12 protein-coding genes and 2 riboswitches are annotated in these 16,373 nt (G+C 47.9%); of the genes, 6 read left to right on the forward strand and 6 right to left on the reverse strand.

Annotation, left to right across the window (positions count from 1 at the left end; translation table 11 throughout):
- Nucleotides 1-2 precede the first annotated feature (2 nt).
- Genes BQ9893_RS09785 through BQ9893_RS09800 form a run of 4 tightly spaced genes read right to left on the reverse strand, consistent with a single transcriptional unit; the run spans nucleotide 3 to nucleotide 5,584 of the window.
- Nucleotides 3-329 carry a DUF2149 domain-containing protein gene (locus tag BQ9893_RS09785; RefSeq protein WP_075965856.1) on the reverse strand — a complete coding sequence of 109 codons (327 nt, stop codon included), beginning with the start codon at nucleotides 327-329 and terminating at the stop codon, nucleotides 3-5.
- Nucleotides 316-912 (reverse strand): MotA/TolQ/ExbB proton channel family protein, encoded by a 597-nt coding sequence (locus tag BQ9893_RS09790; protein WP_075965857.1) that lies wholly within the window; start codon nucleotides 910-912, stop codon nucleotides 316-318. Before BQ9893_RS09790 ends, BQ9893_RS09785 begins: the two co-directional genes overlap by 14 nt.
- The gene (locus BQ9893_RS09795) at nucleotides 909-1,592 is read right to left on the reverse strand and encodes a hypothetical protein (protein ID WP_075965858.1); all 684 of its coding nucleotides are present in this window, start codon (nucleotides 1,590-1,592) and stop codon (nucleotides 909-911) included. The genes BQ9893_RS09790 and BQ9893_RS09795 overlap by 4 nt, the downstream gene beginning before the upstream one ends.
- A 2-nt stretch (nucleotides 1,593-1,594) precedes the next feature.
- Entirely contained in the window at nucleotides 1,595-5,584 is a 3,990-nt protein-coding gene (locus tag BQ9893_RS09800; protein WP_075965859.1) for a cobaltochelatase subunit CobN, read from the reverse strand.
- 193 nt (nucleotides 5,585-5,777) lie between these two features.
- Nucleotides 5,778-5,982: riboswitch (cobalamin riboswitch) on the forward strand.
- Nucleotides 5,983-6,029: 47 nt separating this feature from the next.
- Here BQ9893_RS09800 and accC point away from each other — a divergent pair.
- The 4 genes from accC (at nucleotide 6,030) to BQ9893_RS09820 (ending at nucleotide 11,113) form a co-directional block, all read left to right on the forward strand.
- Nucleotides 6,030-7,547, forward strand: coding sequence for an acetyl-CoA carboxylase biotin carboxylase subunit (gene accC / locus BQ9893_RS09805; RefSeq protein WP_075965860.1), 1,518 nt, complete (start codon nucleotides 6,030-6,032; stop codon nucleotides 7,545-7,547).
- Between the two features lie 13 nt (nucleotides 7,548-7,560).
- A complete protein-coding gene (locus tag BQ9893_RS09810; RefSeq protein WP_075965861.1) occupies nucleotides 7,561-8,100 on the forward strand; it encodes an acyl-CoA carboxylase biotin carboxyl carrier protein subunit in 540 nt (179 codons plus the stop codon).
- Nucleotides 8,078-9,610, forward strand: a complete 1,533-nt coding sequence (locus tag BQ9893_RS09815) for an acyl-CoA carboxylase subunit beta (RefSeq protein WP_075965862.1) — start codon at nucleotides 8,078-8,080, stop codon at nucleotides 9,608-9,610. Before BQ9893_RS09810 ends, BQ9893_RS09815 begins: the two co-directional genes overlap by 23 nt.
- Nucleotides 9,611-9,763: 153 nt before the next feature.
- Nucleotides 9,764-11,113, forward strand: coding sequence for a threonine/serine exporter family protein (locus BQ9893_RS09820; RefSeq protein WP_075965863.1), 1,350 nt, complete (start codon nucleotides 9,764-9,766; stop codon nucleotides 11,111-11,113).
- A 5-nt stretch (nucleotides 11,114-11,118) separates the two neighbouring features.
- On the opposite strand, the gene nrdG is transcribed toward BQ9893_RS09820, so the two are convergent.
- Both nrdG and BQ9893_RS09830 read right to left on the reverse strand, forming a co-directional pair.
- Complete coding sequence (gene nrdG, locus BQ9893_RS09825) at nucleotides 11,119-11,619, reverse strand: anaerobic ribonucleoside-triphosphate reductase activating protein (protein WP_075965864.1); 501 nt, start codon at nucleotides 11,617-11,619, stop codon at nucleotides 11,119-11,121.
- A 30-nt stretch (nucleotides 11,620-11,649) separates the two neighbouring features.
- Entirely contained in the window at nucleotides 11,650-13,857 is a 2,208-nt protein-coding gene (locus tag BQ9893_RS09830) for an anaerobic ribonucleoside triphosphate reductase (protein ID WP_075965865.1), read from the reverse strand.
- A gap of 291 nt (nucleotides 13,858-14,148) precedes the next feature.
- Nucleotides 14,149-14,357, forward strand: a riboswitch (cobalamin riboswitch).
- 58 nt (nucleotides 14,358-14,415) lie between these two features.
- On the opposite strand from BQ9893_RS09830, the gene BQ9893_RS09835 reads away from it, so the two are divergent.
- A complete protein-coding gene (locus BQ9893_RS09835; RefSeq protein ID WP_075965866.1) occupies nucleotides 14,416-14,625 on the forward strand; it encodes a hypothetical protein in 210 nt (69 codons plus the stop codon).
- A gap of 6 nt (nucleotides 14,626-14,631) precedes the next feature.
- Nucleotides 14,632-16,308, forward strand: a complete 1,677-nt coding sequence (locus BQ9893_RS09840) for a putative transporter (protein WP_075965867.1) — start codon at nucleotides 14,632-14,634, stop codon at nucleotides 16,306-16,308.
- Nucleotides 16,309-16,373: the final 65 nt, after the last annotated feature.

Raw genomic sequence — 16,373 nt, forward strand, 5'->3', positions numbered from 1 at the left:
GGCTATTCCGGGACATAGATGATTTCACCGTTTTCCAGTTCATAGGCGATTCCGACTTTGCGCCCTTTCTTGCCGGATTTCTCCTGTTGTTCAGAAGGCGTGTACCGATGGATGGTCTCGCCTTCTTTCGTGATAATTTCCATGTTCTCTTTGCCCGGATTTTTGACAAGGGAAAAATCCTCTTTGGAGAAGAGTTCCGTCATGTTGAAACGAGTGACAAGAGCCACCATCAAAGCGACAGCAAAAACCATCGCCACATCGAAAAGGTTGGCAACGACACCCATCGGATCTGTATCCGTCTCGTTGTGGAGCAATTTATTCCTTTTCATGGCGCAGGTTTTTATAGATATACTCCAGGTCATTCATGTCGCGGGCATACCAGCGTTGTTTCACTTGCAACGTGATAACCCCGATTGCTGCTATCACCATGCCGACGACAGTCGTGGCGAAAGCCACTTGCATGTTGTAGGCCATAGAGGCAATGTCTCCGGTTGAAAGACCGACAAGAGCCGGTCCCATCGGGATCAGTGTCCCCATCAGCCCAAGCATCGGACCTAATTTGACAAAAGAGCGGGAACGTCCCAAATCCTTTTCTGCGTCGACTTCGTAATTGGCAAGCAAGCGTTCGCAGTAAGCATCGTTCTCTCTGTGGTCATAGAGTTTGTGCAGGCAGTGGAGGATCGGAATATTTTTATCCGCGGGTAATTGCTTGTAAAACTCTTCGGTATTTTCCGGAGTCAGTTTTTCCAGTATATCATTCATCTGTTGTTGCAACTTGGCCTTTTGCCAGAATTCACCGAAGAAACCTCCGATCATTAAGACTGCACGAAGGAAAAAGAAGAGTAAAAGAACGACTACGGGTACCAACAATCCGTTGGAAATCCAGAATAATGCATTTGATATCGATGTCATAATTTTGTTTTATGAATAAGTTTCCATATAAGTCCCAAGCCTGCGCCGGCAATAAACACAATAAGTGTGGTAACCGTTGTTTTCCAGTCGACATTGGAAACACTTTGATAACAGGTTTGTCCGTTTTCTGTTGCTATAATACCCATAAGCAGGATAAACAGGTTTGTTGTAAATAGCAATTCCAGCCTGAGACCCTTGTCGCCCAGATATTTTCGGAAAAGCCATGCGGTCAAGGCGATTCCCGTTCCGGCCGAGGCTGCAAACCAGCCTGCGACGATTCTGAAATCGGTTCCCGGAAAAGCAAAGATCGTTTGTGTAAGCGCATATCCCAGCACGACCCCGATCAACAATCCCGGATAAACATTCAAGAAACAGGAAATACTTCGTTTGAACAAATTGTCATGGTGGCGGTAACCGGCAAAACTGTCGAAGCAAAAGGCGATCATGATCATCGCCTCGAGGGTGATCCATACGGCTGCATCCTGCATCTGTTTCGGAGAAGCGAGAAAGTCAGCAATTTGTGTGCGAGACTGTTCAGCAGCCTGATTCCAGATCAGCAGTACGAATCCGGCACAGGCTGTTGCTGCCAATGCGATTTGTCGGAATGAGGGATAAAATCCGATTTTCAGCAGAAAACTTAGTGTGATGAATCCTAACAATATACCGGCAATATATTCCATGATTATCGTTTTTTTCGCTTCATAAACAATACGATACCACAGAAAATAGCCACAACGGCGACTGCCACGACAAAGCCATTGAGGTCATTCTGCTCTTGTTCCGGTGTTTGGTCCAGGCGGTCTTTTTTCAGAACGACAGATTTGCCTGTCTCTACCGGCGCCTCTTTCACAGTGTTGATCTGACGGCGATACGTCTCAGTTGCCTGTGCGTCAGCATGACCGGCGATAAAGTCTTCCAGTTTGCCATTGTCACAGACAAAGCCGGAGCAAGCCGGACGAAACTCTTTGATCAGTTCGATATGTAAAGCCGCGAGGTCTTTCAACTGTTCGTTCGTGGCTTTCCAGTACCCTTTGCGTGCTGTCTCAAGCATGACGGCTGTCATTTCCTGCAGGGCGGCCGGATTTTCCTTCTTGAAAAAAGAATGAATACCCAGATGCAGTTCGTCTTTCACGTAAACTTTGTAAAGGTCGTCCCACAGTTCCTTGTCGATTGTTGTAGGCTTCATGATGTTCCAGCCGTATGTGTTTCGGAGTGTTTTGGCGAATGTCCCGGCTGAAGTGGCACCGCCTTTCATCTTCTCCTTTATATATTCCGGGTTCAACAGTGTCGTACGACTTTCTACGCCGATCGCCTCTTTTAGATTCTGCATCCGTATTTTGTGGCGGTTCCGGTAATCAGAAAGATAGGCTTCCGGTTCTTTCCCCGTAACGTTACGGACAGAAAGAGTCAAACCTCCCATAAATTCATACATATGATCGAGGCTCAAAGCTCCCCAGGTATTGCTTTGTCGAGGTTGTATGACAATATCCGTTCGTTGGAGAGTTATTTCGAAGAGATCTTTCACCATTGACCCCCACTTGTCGGGGTCACCATAAATGGCTCCCATATTATTGAGATAGGTTTCGGCAATTTGTTTTTCACTGTCCCAGGCGTCTCCTTTTTCCACCAACCCCATGATACCGGTGCCATAACTACCGTTCACTCCTCCAAAAATGCGCATGGTAGATAGTTCACGTGCTTCTTTAGGCGATAAACCTTTTTCAACCAATAATTTTTCCGATTCGACTGTCCCTTCGGCAACATAATTGCCGAATTCGTCATTTTCTGATTGGGTAGCCAGTTTGATCGCATTTGTCAGCATAGCAAGACGTGAGGCGGCAAGGTCGCGCAGTTGTCCGGACGTTTGTACGACAATATCTATTCGTGGCCGTCCGAGTTCTTTGGAAGGAATCAGGCGTAGATCGACGACACGTCCCATGCCATCGCGCACCGGCTCGACTCCCAACATATAGAGAGCTTGAGCGAAAGTGGCTCCTTCTGTTTCGATAAATTCACCTGCCCAGAAAGTATAGCTGACTTTGCGCGGATAGGCGTTATGTTTGGCAAAATATTGCCGGAGTGTCATTTCCACCAAGTTTTTCCCATTATCCCAGGCACGTGTGCTCGGGGTCGCTTCTGCATTGATGGAATACATGTTACGTCCGGTTGGCAACGTATTAGGAGCCAGAACGACATCTCCGCCAGGGGTTGGTGCGATATAACCGCCATTCAAGGCATGAAGGATCGCTTGCTGTTCCATTTTGGGAGAAGCAGCCAGGAGATTCCGATAGTTCAGGACATTTTCGTAACTTTCTGCAGGATCCTTCATAAGGCCGGCACGGCTGAGGAATGCGATCTCTTGTCGCAGATGGTCTGTGTTTGCTTGTGGCGAGGTGAGCAGCCGATGTAACTTTTCCTTGACCGGCGCCAGATAGTGGCGGGAGATGAAAGCATTACTCTCCAATTGTTCTCGGGTGATCTTTTTGTTTGACTCGTCAAGACGCGCCTGGCTGTAGGCGATCGGATCTGCGCACATGGCAATGACGGTCGACTCGATCTCTTCCGGGCTGAATGATTGTCCCGAGGTATAAAGTCGCCCGGTCATTTTCTCGTTGGCTATCTCTTCTGCATAGTTCTCAATGCGTTCGATTTCTTCAGCGGTGAATGGCTGGTTCGAGATGCTGTCTAATTGCAAATCCCGATGTAATCCCATATTGAGAGCGATTGTTTTTATCTTTTTGGAAAGTTCAGGTTGCCGTTCTTCCGGTGCGTTGTGCCAGCTGTCTATTTCTTTAAACAAGTCGGAGAATTGGCCACGTGTCCGACTTTCCATGAAAGGAGGCGTCAGGTAAGAGATCAGGGCTGCATGCGTACGCCGTTTGGCTATGATCCCTTCGCCGACATTCCCGATACTATAGTAGTAGAAATGCGGAAGGCTGCCGATCAAACAGTCCGGCCAATCTTTTTTGGACAATCCGACCTGTTTGCCAGGTGTAAATTCCAGACTGCCGTGTGTACCGAAATGGATCAGAGCATCCGCTTTAAACCCTTTTTGGACCCATAGATAAGGGGCGATATAGGCGTGAGGCGGCGCTACGCTTGCTCCATGTACAATTTGGAATTCATTGTCTCCCTCGGCTGCGTGCGGTTGTGGGAACAAGGCAACATTGCCGAAGCGAAGGCAGGCGATGGCGATCGAAGGTTCTCCCTCATGTTCCTCACTCAGATAATTACCCGGTGCCTCTCCGTATTTATCGACCACTTCTTGGTATTTGCTTGGCATGATTACTTCTCCGGCCCATTTTTCGTAATCGGATTTAGGTATCCATACAGGATTGCCGTTTTGCATGAAGTCGGCTTGTGCGCCTTTGGCATAAGCGCCCAGTACCGGAGCCTGTTGTTGCAGCAGCCGGTTGAAGGCTTCGAACGTATCCGGCAGGCCGGTAACCGAATAGCCTTCCTGTCTCAGCCGTTTCAACAGCTCGTATAAAGAGGGGGCCACTTCCAGGCCGGCGGCAACGAGAGCGCTTTGTCCGGCCCCTTTGAAATAGCAGATAGCAATGCGTTTATCTTTATTCGGTATCTTTCGCAATTGCATGTAGTTTTTTACATTTTGTGCGAAGTTCTCAAGCCGTTCCGTTTCCCCGTCAAATATGAAATAGCCATTTTCATGTTTGTTTTGTGTGGAGATAACCAACGGGTCGATGGAGCCGTCTATCTCCGGCAACACGATGCGGGCAGCCAGATAACCGCCCGTAACCCCTTTGTTGTTGCTTTCATCCTCCCATTCTTCCTTGCTTTGCATGATGGTAAGCGGACAGAATAGTGGAATATTGTTCTCGGTCAGCCATTTAACGGCCTTGTCCCCTCCCAGCCGTCCCATCGGCAAATAGACGACGGCATCAGGGTGTACGCTTTCCATCATTTCTTGTCGTTTGGTAGCAGAGGAGAGGGGATAAACATTGAATCCGGCAGCTGATAAATGAACGATCATGCTGTCTAAATATCTGCGATTCCCCTCCAGAGGCGAGGTCGTGCCGGAGACAAAAGCAATACGGGGAGCTCCTTCTTTGTATATGTTTTTTGTGTGTAGATATTCGGTCAGTTCATCTGCTGTCTGGTAAAATACCCCGTCTTCCAGATAGAAGAAAATATTGGAAGGAATGATCTGGGGGGCATTTACTTCCGGTTTGAACAGTTTATGTTTATCGAATGTGCTACGTATATAGTATAGCATATTGCGGAAATTCGACTTGCTGCGGTTGTTGTAATAGGTGTCGAGTTGTTTTTGTTGCAGGCTGTCTACATGCTGGTTGGCGATTAGCCCGGATGTGAACCCGAACGTGTAGACGGTAGTTCCTTTCTTTCCTGCTTTTTCTATATTGTTTATTTGTTCGTTTGTCAGGCGTAATCCCGGACCGAACAAAAGAATCGCGTCATAATTTTTCAGTGACGATGCTTGTTCGGCAGTCACTTCGTCGACTTGTATCAGACGGCTGTCGGTTGACAAGACGATATTGGATACCTTATATGACGGAAAGTTCACCAGTGCGATACGGGTAGGCGAAAGCAGGAAACTATAGAAAGCATATGAGCCGAGTATCAACAAAAGTGCCAATCCGGCTTTCCATCCTGCTGATTTATTGCAACGAAGGAATTGAATAGCAGACATAAATATAATATGTAATTTGAAAAGTTTTGCAACCCCATTTGGAAAAAGCCACTTGTTCCACTGGCGGTTCACCTTAATCCATTGCAAAAGTATGTAAATTGTTCGTTTGAAAAAATAAACAACATTAATTAATTGTTTTTTGGAGGGAAAACAAAATATTTCTTTCGGAACGGGATATATTAAGAAAAAAGGTTACATTTGCCAGCGAATAGGTTTCGCATTTCCCGTTCGGGAATGCGGATTAAAAGGGAATCGGGTGTAAATCCCGGACAGTCCCGCTGCTGTGAAGCTCTGTTTTAACATCTTGGAACTACTTTTGCCACTGGCTTGTTATAATAAGTCGGGAAGGCTTCAGGATGGGAGTCAGTCAGAAGACCTGCCGTTCAATTAAAGGTTCATATCCTCGTGGGTTAGGTTATGGGCGCAAAATGTAAATACAATAAATATGATAAGAAAAGTTCTGATTGCGAATCGGGGCGAAATAGCTGTGAGAGTTATGCGCTCCTGTCGCGAAATGGGAATACGGTCAGTGGCTGTTTTTTCGGAAGCAGACCGGACGGCCCGTCATGTTCTCTATGCAGATGAAGCGGCTCTGATAGGACCGGCTGCGTCAAAAGATAGTTACCTGGATATCGAAAAGATTATCCGGGCAACCAAACAGCATAAGGCCGATGCGATCCATCCCGGATATGGTTTCCTGTCTGAGAATGCGGATTTTGCCCGCCGATGCAAAGAAGAAGGAATCATCTTTATCGGCCCGTCTGCCGAAACGATGGAGGCTATGGGGGATAAAATATCCGCTCGCAAGCGGATGATAGCTGCCGGTGTACCGGTTGTCCCCGGCACGCAGCAACCTTTGCAGGATGCCGGAGAAGCACGCCGGATCTGCCGGGAGATCGGTTTTCCGGTCATGCTGAAAGCCTCGATGGGAGGTGGCGGGAAAGGAATGCGCTTGATCCACAAGGAAGAAGAGGTGGAAGAGGCTTACAATGCTGCTCGCTCGGAGTCGCTCTCCTCTTTTGGCGATGATACGGTTTATCTGGAAAAATTCGTGGAAGAGCCGCATCATATCGAATTTCAGATTTTGGGTGACAATTACGGGAATGTGATCCATCTTTGTGAACGTGAATGTTCCGTTCAGCGACGTAACCAGAAAATTGTCGAAGAGAGCCCGTCTCCGTTCATCACGTCAGAACTACGGAAGGAGATGGGAGAGAAGGCGGTAGCGGCAGCCAAAGCGGTCAACTATACCGGTGCCGGGACGATCGAATTTCTGGTCGATAAACATCGTAATTTTTATTTTCTCGAAATGAATACCCGTTTACAGGTAGAGCATCCGATCACCGAGGAGGTGTTGGGGCTCGATTTGGTAAAGGAGCAACTCCGTATAGCTGACAACCAACCGTTGCATATCCGGCAGGAAGATGTCGCGCAGCGTGGACATGCCATCGAATGCCGTATTTGTGCCGAAGATACGGGCAATAATTTTATGCCATCACCAGGAGTTATTCGTCAACTGACTGAACCGAACGGGATCGGAGTGCGGATCGACAGCTATGTCTACGAGGGGTATGAAATTCCGGTCTATTACGACCCGATGATCGGTAAGCTGATCGTATGGGCTACCAACCGCGAATATGCGATAGAACGGATGCGACGCGTATTGCATGAATATAAGATTACCGGCCTGAAGACGAATATCAGTTATCTCAGGCGGATTATGGATATACCTGATTTTGTACATGGATCTTACGATACGTCGTTTATCGAAAAGCATAGCGAAGAACTGCAGTGTCCGGTTAATCCCGAAGATGAGCATGAATCGGAGAATATCGCCATGATCGCTGCTTATATGGATTACCTGATGAATCTGGAAGAGAATACTTCGGGTTCTTCAGTAGATAACCGGCCGATCAGTCGCTGGCGTGAGTTCGGATTGCAGAAAGGCGTGTTAAGGATTTAAAAAACTGTTTATAATGGAAATACATATTGGGAACCGGGTGGCGGAAGTGTCGTTGCTTGGAAAGGATGGAAACAAAGTTCAGCTCGACATAGATGGCCAACCCTATGAAGTGGATATCGTGATGGCCGAAAATGGAGCTTGTTCGATCTTGCATGACGGGTATTCTTATAATGCAGAACTGATTCGTTCGGAAGGAGGGAAGAACTATCAGGTTAACACGCTTTTCTCTTCTTATTCGGTCGACATAATCGATTCGAAAGCCAAATACTTGCGTATGCGTAAAAACAGTGAAGAGAAGCAGGATGACAAGGTTGTTTCGCCGATGCCCGGAAAGGTTGTGAAGATTCCTGTGGGCGAGGGAGATTTCCTGTCTGCCGGAGATATCGTGGCGGTGCTCGAAGCGATGAAGATGCAGAGTAATTATAAGGTCAGTTCGGATTGCCGGGTGCGTGAAATTATGGTGAAAGAAGGAGATACGGTGGACGCGAATCAAGTGTTGATGACATTGGAGGTTATTAATCAGGAAGAAAATGCAGAAAGAAAAGATATATAAGAAATTCGAAGAATTGGACAAGGTCGCTACTTTGGGAGGTGGCACTGTTCGTATTGATAAGCAACATGAGGCGGGACGCATGACGGCTCGCGAACGTATCGACATGTTGTTGGACAAAGGTTCGTTTGTGGAACTGGATAAGTTTGTGACACACCGGTGTACGAACTTCGGTATGGAGAAAAACAAGATTCCAGGAGACGGCGTCGTTTCCGGATATGGAAAGATCGAAGGCCGTCAGGTTTTTGTCTACGCGTATGATTTTACCGCTTACGGAGGAACGCTCAGTTCGACCAATGCCGCCAAGATCGTGAAAGTCCAGACATTGGCTCTTAAGAACGGTGCGCCGGTGATTGCCTTGAACGATTCAGGCGGTGCACGCATCCAGGAAGGGGTTGGCAGTCTGGCCGGTTATGCGTCGATTTTTTATCAAAATACAATGGCTTCCGGGGTGGTGCCTCAGATTTCGGCTATTCTCGGTCCTTGCGCCGGTGGCGCTTGTTACTCGCCGGCTCTGACCGATTTCATCTTTATGGTGAAAGAGAAGAGCCACATGTTTATAACCGGGCCGGATGTAGTGAAGGCCGTTACGCACGAGACGGTGGAGAAAGAGGAATTGGGAGGTGCCTATATACATAGCAGCAAGAGCGGCGTGGCGCATTTTATGTGCGATACGGAAGAGGAAACGTTGATGAGTATCCGGGAGTTATTGAGTTTTCTGCCGTCAAACAATATGGAGGATGCGCCGTCTGTTCCATGTTCCGATGATATCCGCCGTGAAGTGGAGGCGTTACAAGAGGTGATTCCCGATGATCCGAACATTCCCTATGACATTAAGGATGTGATCGAACCGGTGGTTGATAACCATTATTTTTTCGAGGTGATGCCTCATTTTGCCAAGAATGTGGTGGTCGGCTTTGCCCGCTTGGGAGGCCAGTCGGTTGGTATAGTAGCGAATCAGCCGGCTTTCCTGGCCGGCGTGCTGGATATCGATGCTTCGGACAAAGCGGCTCGCTTCATTCGTTTTTGCGATTGTTTCAATATTCCGCTGGTGACGTTCGAGGATGTGCCCGGTTTCTTGCCCGGTTGCAGGCAGGAGCATGACGGGATTATTCGCCACGGCGCGAAGATTGTTTACGCTTATGCCGAGGCTACGGTTCCTAAAATCACGTTGATTACGCGGAAGGCTTATGGCGGAGCTTATATCGTGATGTCGAGCAAACCGACCGGGGCAGACATTAACTTGGCTTACCCGATGGCGGAAATTGCTGTGATGGGAGCTGAGGGGGCTGTCAATATCCTGTACCGGAAAGCAAATGGAGAAGAGAAGGTGCAGGCTATGGAGGCATACAACGAGCAGTTCTCGAATCCTTATCGGGCTGCCGAATTGGGATTTATCGACGAGATCATCATGCCTCGGCAGACGCGCTACAAGTTGATACAGGCACTTGAAATGGCTAAAAATAAAAGCCAGAGCAACCCGCCCAAGAAGCATGGTAATATGCCGTTGTAAATCAAGAATGTCGATTTAAATATTATAAATAACTAACATGGTGAACAAAAGAATTATTCGACAGAATCAATAGAATTGATTAGCGGAAGGCTTGCTTGGGAAGGTAGGCCTTCTTACTTTTGTACCCGCATTTAATAGAGAAAGACAAGAAGAATGGAAAAAGAGATTATGACTGACCGGGAGGTTTTGTTATTACGGAGAAAACTGGATTTGTTGCTCCGTACGGGAAAATTACTGATGGAGAGTGCCGCCGACACGAACCGCATCGAACGGAACATGAAGCGTGTGGCTGCTTTTATGGGGATCCCGGAAGAAAAACTCCATCTAGATATCAGATGGACGATGATTATGGTGAATGTGAGTGACGAGACGCATTCCTTTTCCAAATTCCAGAAGTGTGAGAAGCATGGCATCAACATGACGACCATTACGGAAGTCAGCCATTTGTCGTGGAAGGCGATCGAACAGGACTATTCGCTGGACCAGTATGAGGAAGAGCTTGAACGGATTGCACATAGACCTCGTAATTATACGCCTTATCTGGTTGCGATCGGTGCCGGATTTGCTTGTGGGGGGTTCTGTAAGTTGTTCGGCTGTGACTGGATCGCGTTTTTGTTTGCTTCTATTTGTGCGTTTGTCGGATTCCGTGTCCGGGCGCGTTGTATCGAATTCGGGATTAACGTGTATATGAGCATTGCGATTGCAGCCTTTGTCTCGACATGTCTGGCGTATGCTTCTTCTTTTTCAGGGCTGTCGTCCACACCCTACCATCCGTTGCTGGCTTGTGCCTTGTTTATCGTTCCGGGGGTACCGTTGATCAATTTTGTGGATGATATGATCGATAATCATCTGCTTGTCGGGATTACTCGGGCGGCCAATACGGTGATGATGGTCGGGGCGATGACGTTCGGGATCGCTTTTGCCATGCGTGTACTGGTGATGAACGATGTTGAGATCGACCATAAGTTCAGCGAATTGAGCATGGTTCCGCACGACTCGTATTATATTTATGCTATTGCGGCAGCCATCGCAGCCATGGGTTTTTCGATGATCTTTAATATCCAGCGCCGCCTGCTGTGGGTAGTAGCCTTAGGGGGAATCATTGCTGTGTGTACCCGTAATTTCGTGAACTTCGAGTTGGGATACGGTCCGGTGATCGGTTCGTTTATGGGCAGTTTTGTCGTGAGCTTGATTGCTGTCAAGGCGGTCCATTGGTTCGATGTCCCCAACCACGTGCTGACGATCCCGTCTGTAATCCCGATGATTCCGGGAGTTTTGATGTATCGTTCGTTGCTTGCGTTTATCAACCTGCATGGGGTGATTGGCGAGGTGACCAATGCTTTCGCCAACGGGATCAATTCGGCTTTGATTATTCTGTGTATCTCTTTGGGGGTTGCCGTCCCGAATATTTTCGCCCGCCGCTACATTGCCAAGGATCGGCAACGTTATCTCGAGGAAGAACTTGAGAAACGCCGCCAACGTGGCAAATTCATCGAATGGTAAAGAATTTATAAATCATAATTCAGTTCCAGGCAAATTGTTTTATGGGCCTTTAAGGAGGCTTTGACATCTATCAGGCGTTGGTTGCTGCTGCCACGGAAGAGTAGACTTTCGTCGCGTAGGGATTGTTTGAATTTGCCGTCTACCAGCACGTCGATGTATTTGAGCAGTTCTGCCTGCTTCGGGTTGTTCAGGAGACGCTCGAAGGTATAGCCGGTATAACACCAGATGTTTTTCCGGCTTTTTTCTTTGATCGCCTGTGCCAGTTCGGTGAAGCCTTCCGGCTGGAACATGGGGTCGCCTCCACTGAAGGTCACATTGGCGAAATCATCAGCCAGGACCTTTTCCAGGATTTCTTCCGTCGGCACTTGTTTGCCCTTTTTTATATCCCACGATTCGGGGTTATGGCAGCCCGGACAGGCGTTCGGACAACCTGCCGCATAGATCGCGGTCCGGAATCCCGGACCGTCGACCGTCGTATCTTCTATTATATCAATGATGGAAAGCACTTGTATATAACTTTTAATGATTGTCCATTGTCAATTGTGTACGACCCTATCGTTCAGTTCTGCCAATTTCGCATTGTTCCAACGGTCAGTCGTGCCAACCAGGTAGCCGGTGATACGCTGTAGTTTATCGAGGTGGGTGCTGCCGCATTTCGGGCATTTTTCCAGATGGGCTACCGCATTTTCGTAACCACAATCGAGGCAACGGTTGCGGTTGTGGTTGACGGAACCGTACCCGATATTGTAACGGTCCATCATATCGACGACCTGCATGATCACTTCCGGGTTATGGGTTGCATCTCCATCCATTTCGACATAGAAGATATGGCCTCCGCGTGTCAGATCATGATAGGGAGCTTCCACTTCCGCCTTGTGGCGGGCGCTACATTTGTAGTAGACCGGGACATGGTTGGAGTTCGTATAGTAGTCACGGTCTGTGATACCGGGCAACGAACCGAATTTCTTACGGTCACGGCGAGTGAACTTGCCCGACAAACCTTCGGCAGGCGTTGCTAGTATGCTATAGTTGTGTTGATATTCTTCTGAAAACTGATTGGCCCGGTCACGCATATATCGGACAATCTTCAATCCTAATTCCTGCGAGGCTGCATCTTCGCCGTGGTGCTTGCCGGTGAGGGCGACCAGACATTCGGCCAAACCGATAAAGCCGATACCTAATGTGCCTTGGTTGATAACGGGGGCAATCGTGTCGTTCGGTTTCAATTTCTCGCAACCCAGCCAAAGTGACGACATCAGCAACGGGAATTGTTTGGCGTATGCCGTTTTCTGGAATTCCATACGCTCGTGCAGTTGACGGGCGGTTATATCCAACATGTGGTCGAGCTTGGCAAAGAATTGGGCGATCCGTTCTTCTTTGTTTTCGATATGCATGCATTCGATGGCAAGGCGTACGATATTGATTGTCGAGAAAGAGAGGTTTCCGCGCCCAATGGATGTTTTCGGGCCGAAACGGTTCTCGAATACCCGTGTGCGGCATCCCATGGTCGCTACCTCATGCATATAGCGTTGCGGGTCGTCGGCACGCCAGTCTTCGCTCTGGTTGAATGTCGCGTCGAGGTTGAGGAAGTTCGGGAAAAAGCGGCGGGCCGTCACTTTACAGGCAAGTTGGTAAAGATCGTAGTTGCGGTCTTCCGGCAGATAGCTCACTCCGCGTTTCTTCTTCCATATCTGGATCGGGAAGATGGCTGTTTCGCCATTACCGACCCCGCGGTATGTGCTTTTCAATATTTCGCGAATGATGCAACGTCCTTCGGCCGAAGTGTCCGTCCCATAATTGATGGAACTGAAAACCACTTGGTTGCCGCCACGGGAATGGATGGTGTTCATATTGTGGATAAAAGCTTCCATCGACTGGTGCACGCGGCTGACAGTCTTGTTGACCGCGTGTTGGACAATACGTTCGTCGCCGCTCAATCCTTCGAGCGGACGGTTCACATAGTCGTCCAGCTCCTGCTGGTAGAGATGCGAATAATCTTGTCCGTTCAGCTCTTCCAGATTCTTGATTTCCTCGATGAAACTATTGCGTACGTAAGGAGCCAGGTAGAAATCGAATGCAGGGATCGCCTGGCCGCCATGCATTTCGTTCTGGGCTGTTTCGAGCGAGATGCAACCTAAAATGCTGGCCGTTTCGATACGTTTTGCCGGACGTGATTCACCGTGTCCGGCTGAAAATCCGTATTTCAGAATGCGGTCCAACGGATGTTGTACGCACGTGAGGCTCTTGGTTGGATAATAGTCTTTATCATGAATATGCAAGTAGTTGTTTTCCACCGCATCTTTGACCTCTTCGCTCAACAGGTAGTCGTCGACAAACGGTTTGGTCGTTTCGCTGGAGAATTTCATCATCATGCCGGCAGGGGTATCTGCATTCATATTGGCATTTTCACGGGTGATGTCGTTGGATTTGATGTTGATGATCTCCAGAAACATATCGCGCGTCTTGGCTTTGCGGGCAATACTGCGCTGGTTACGGTAAGCAATGTATTTCTGCGCTACGTCCTTGCGGCTGCTGTTCATCAGTTCCAGTTCGACGGCGTCCTGGATGGCTTCGACGGTCATTTGAGTGTCGCCTTTGAAAGAAATATGATCGGTGATCTGGCGAATCAACTCCCGGTCTTCTCCGGTTTCTGTGTGTAACATCGCTTTACGGATAGCTGTCGCTATTTTTTCTTCATTGAATCCGACGATACGTCCGTCGCGTTTGATAACAGTCTGAATCATGATAGCTCTATTATAGAAATTTATGTGTTTTTTTATGCCTGCAAAAGTATAGAGTATAATGATATGGTGAACTTTTTGGAAAACTTTTGTGTGGTTAAAATATGTCAATCTACTGATATACAGATATCAATTTTGTGCTTTTGGAAAACTTTTCTGTTTTGAGCTGTTTTTAAGTTTTCCAAAAGTGTAGATATGCATATAACTCTCTGTATATAACGGGAAAAGTATAAAAAGGATATGTTAACGTGAAAAAAATAACAAGAGAAAGGGATACAAACTCTGTTTTTTTGTCTAAATTTGCCCCCGAATAGGTTCTGTATTATCAAATCGGATGATACGGATTAAAAGGGAATCGGGTGAAAATCCCGGACAGTCCCGCTGCTGTGAAGCTCTATTTCAACATTCTGAAACTTACTATTGCCACTGGTCTATAAGTTATAAACCGGGAAGGCTTCAGGATGGGAGTCAGTCAGAAGACCTGCCGTTCGTTAAAGGCTGTTTTTCCTCGTGGGTTAGGAAAGCGGTTCGAAAAAAGTTTCTAATATAAAGTGTAAAAAAATGGAAAAGCTTTGCCTGCGTTGTGGTGCAAAGTTCTCCGACGATATAGACTTGTTGTCGGGTGACTTTGCGGCTACGGGTTTGGACCGGTATCAGAAAACCTTTATCAAGGTTTGTTATAAGAATTGTCTTTGTCCGGAATGTATCGGGCATATCCGGGATACGTTCTATGCTTTCGATGTTTCTCCTGTTTACCGTAAAGACCGATAGGATATCATGGAATGGATTAAGGAATTATTATGGGGCGAAGGGATAGGCCATTCCCTTCTGTTGCTCGCGTTTACGGTTGCGGCCGGTATCCAGTTAGGCAAAATCAAGGTTTTCGGTATCTCGCTGGGGGTTACGTGGGTATTGTTTGTCGGGATCATGCTCGGGCATTTCGGCTTCAGTATCAATCCTGCCGTTATTCATTTCTTTCAGGAATTTGGATTGATCTTATTTGTTTATTCAGTAGGAATGCAAGTCGGTCCGGGATTTTTCTCTTCGTTCAAGCGAGGCGGAATGACACTGAACGGGTTGGCTTGCGGCATAGTTTTTTTAGGCGTAGCCACGGCTTTGGTGATACATTTTGTGGCAGGTATTCCGATCCCGACAATGGTCGGAATCTTGTCTGGAGCGGTCACCAATACGCCGGGACTCGGTGCAGCTCAACAGGCTTATACGGATATGACGGGTAGTGCGGACGAAAGCATTGCGTTGGGTTATGCCGTAGCCTATCCATTAGGCGTGATCGGGATCATCTTGGCGATGCTGTTTATCCGCTATGTGTTTCATGTCGGTTTTGACGATGAGGCAAAGAAACTGGAAGCTGAAAATGACACACATGCGGAAGCCATTCCTGTCTCGTTGATTGTCAAGAACCCGGCAGTGTTTAAGAAAAAGGTGATGGAGTTGGCGGCATTGTTGGAACATCGCGAGTTTGTCATCTCGCGTATTTGGCGTAAAGCGACCAATAAAGTCGAAATCGTAGCCGGAAACACTGTTTTGCAGGAAGACGATAAAATCTTCGTCATCACGACCGAGCATGACGCAGAAACAATTAAAACATTTATCGGAGAAGAAATCCAGATGGACCGGAAGCAATGGATCCCGGCGGAGAGCCAGTTCGTCAGCCGTCGCATCCTGGTGACAAGGCCGGAACTGACGGGACGTCGGTTGGGAGATTTGCAGTTGCGCCGTCTGCATGGCATCAACGTGACGCGTGTCAACCGTGCCGGACTTGAACTGGTGGCGACACAGCATTTGCAATTGCAGGTGGGCGACCGGGTGACGGTTGTCGGGAGTGAACTGGCGGTCGACAAGGTGAGCGCTATTTTAGGTAATTCCATGAAGCGTTTGAACGAGCCGAACCTGATCACCATCTTTATCGGGATTGCGTTGGGGATCATCTTAGGAAGTATCCCGTTTTCAGTACCGGGCATTCCGCAGCCGATCAAATTAGGTCTGGCAGGAGGGCCGCTGATTGTGGCGATCCTGATCAGCCGCTTCGGTTATCGTTACCGGCTTGTGACCTATACGACGCAAAGTGCCAACCTGATGTTGCGCGAGATCGGGATCACGATATTCCTCGCTTGTGTCGGGCTGAATGCAGGAAGCGGTTTTATTGATACGATCGTGAATAAAGGCGGGGTTACCTGGATCGGCTATGGTTTTATCATCACGATGCTGCCGTTGTTGGTTATCGGGTTGATCGGGCGTTATTATTGCAAACTGAATTATTTCACACTGATAGGCCTGCTTGCCGGAAGCACGACTGATCCGCCCGCACTGGCGTATGCGAATGCAACGGCGGGAAATGATGCCCCGGCTGTCAGTTATGCGACGGTCTACCCGTTGACGATGTTTCTGCGGGTACTGACGGCACAATTGATGATTTTATTCTTCTATACATAATATAATAGTTATTTGTTGTTAGAATATTGTTCAATAGTAATTTAAAGTAAGAAGCTCCGTCGAAG

It is taken from the genome of Parabacteroides massiliensis (assembly GCF_900155425.1).
GTDB lineage: Bacteria > Bacteroidota > Bacteroidia > Bacteroidales > Tannerellaceae > Parabacteroides > Parabacteroides massiliensis.

Coding starts and splice junctions, on each gene's coding strand:
- BQ9893_RS09810 (WP_075965861.1), top strand. CDS start 7,561: ATGGAAATACATATTGGGAACCGGGTGGCGGAAGTGTCGTTGCTTGGA.
- BQ9893_RS09795 (WP_075965858.1), bottom strand. CDS start 1,592: ATGGAATATATTGCCGGTATATTGTTAGGATTCATCACACTAAGTTTT.
- BQ9893_RS09800 (WP_075965859.1), bottom strand. CDS start 5,584: ATGTCTGCTATTCAATTCCTTCGTTGCAATAAATCAGCAGGATGGAAA.
- BQ9893_RS09835 (WP_075965866.1), top strand. CDS start 14,416: ATGGAAAAGCTTTGCCTGCGTTGTGGTGCAAAGTTCTCCGACGATATA.
- BQ9893_RS09820 (WP_075965863.1), top strand. CDS start 9,764: ATGGAAAAAGAGATTATGACTGACCGGGAGGTTTTGTTATTACGGAGA.
- BQ9893_RS09815 (WP_075965862.1), top strand. CDS start 8,078: ATGCAGAAAGAAAAGATATATAAGAAATTCGAAGAATTGGACAAGGTC.
- BQ9893_RS09840 (WP_075965867.1), top strand. CDS start 14,632: ATGGAATGGATTAAGGAATTATTATGGGGCGAAGGGATAGGCCATTCC.
- BQ9893_RS09830 (WP_075965865.1), bottom strand. CDS start 13,857: ATGATTCAGACTGTTATCAAACGCGACGGACGTATCGTCGGATTCAAT.
- accC (WP_075965860.1), top strand. CDS start 6,030: ATGATAAGAAAAGTTCTGATTGCGAATCGGGGCGAAATAGCTGTGAGA.
- BQ9893_RS09790 (WP_075965857.1), bottom strand. CDS start 912: ATGACATCGATATCAAATGCATTATTCTGGATTTCCAACGGATTGTTG.
- BQ9893_RS09785 (WP_075965856.1), bottom strand. CDS start 329: ATGAAAAGGAATAAATTGCTCCACAACGAGACGGATACAGATCCGATG.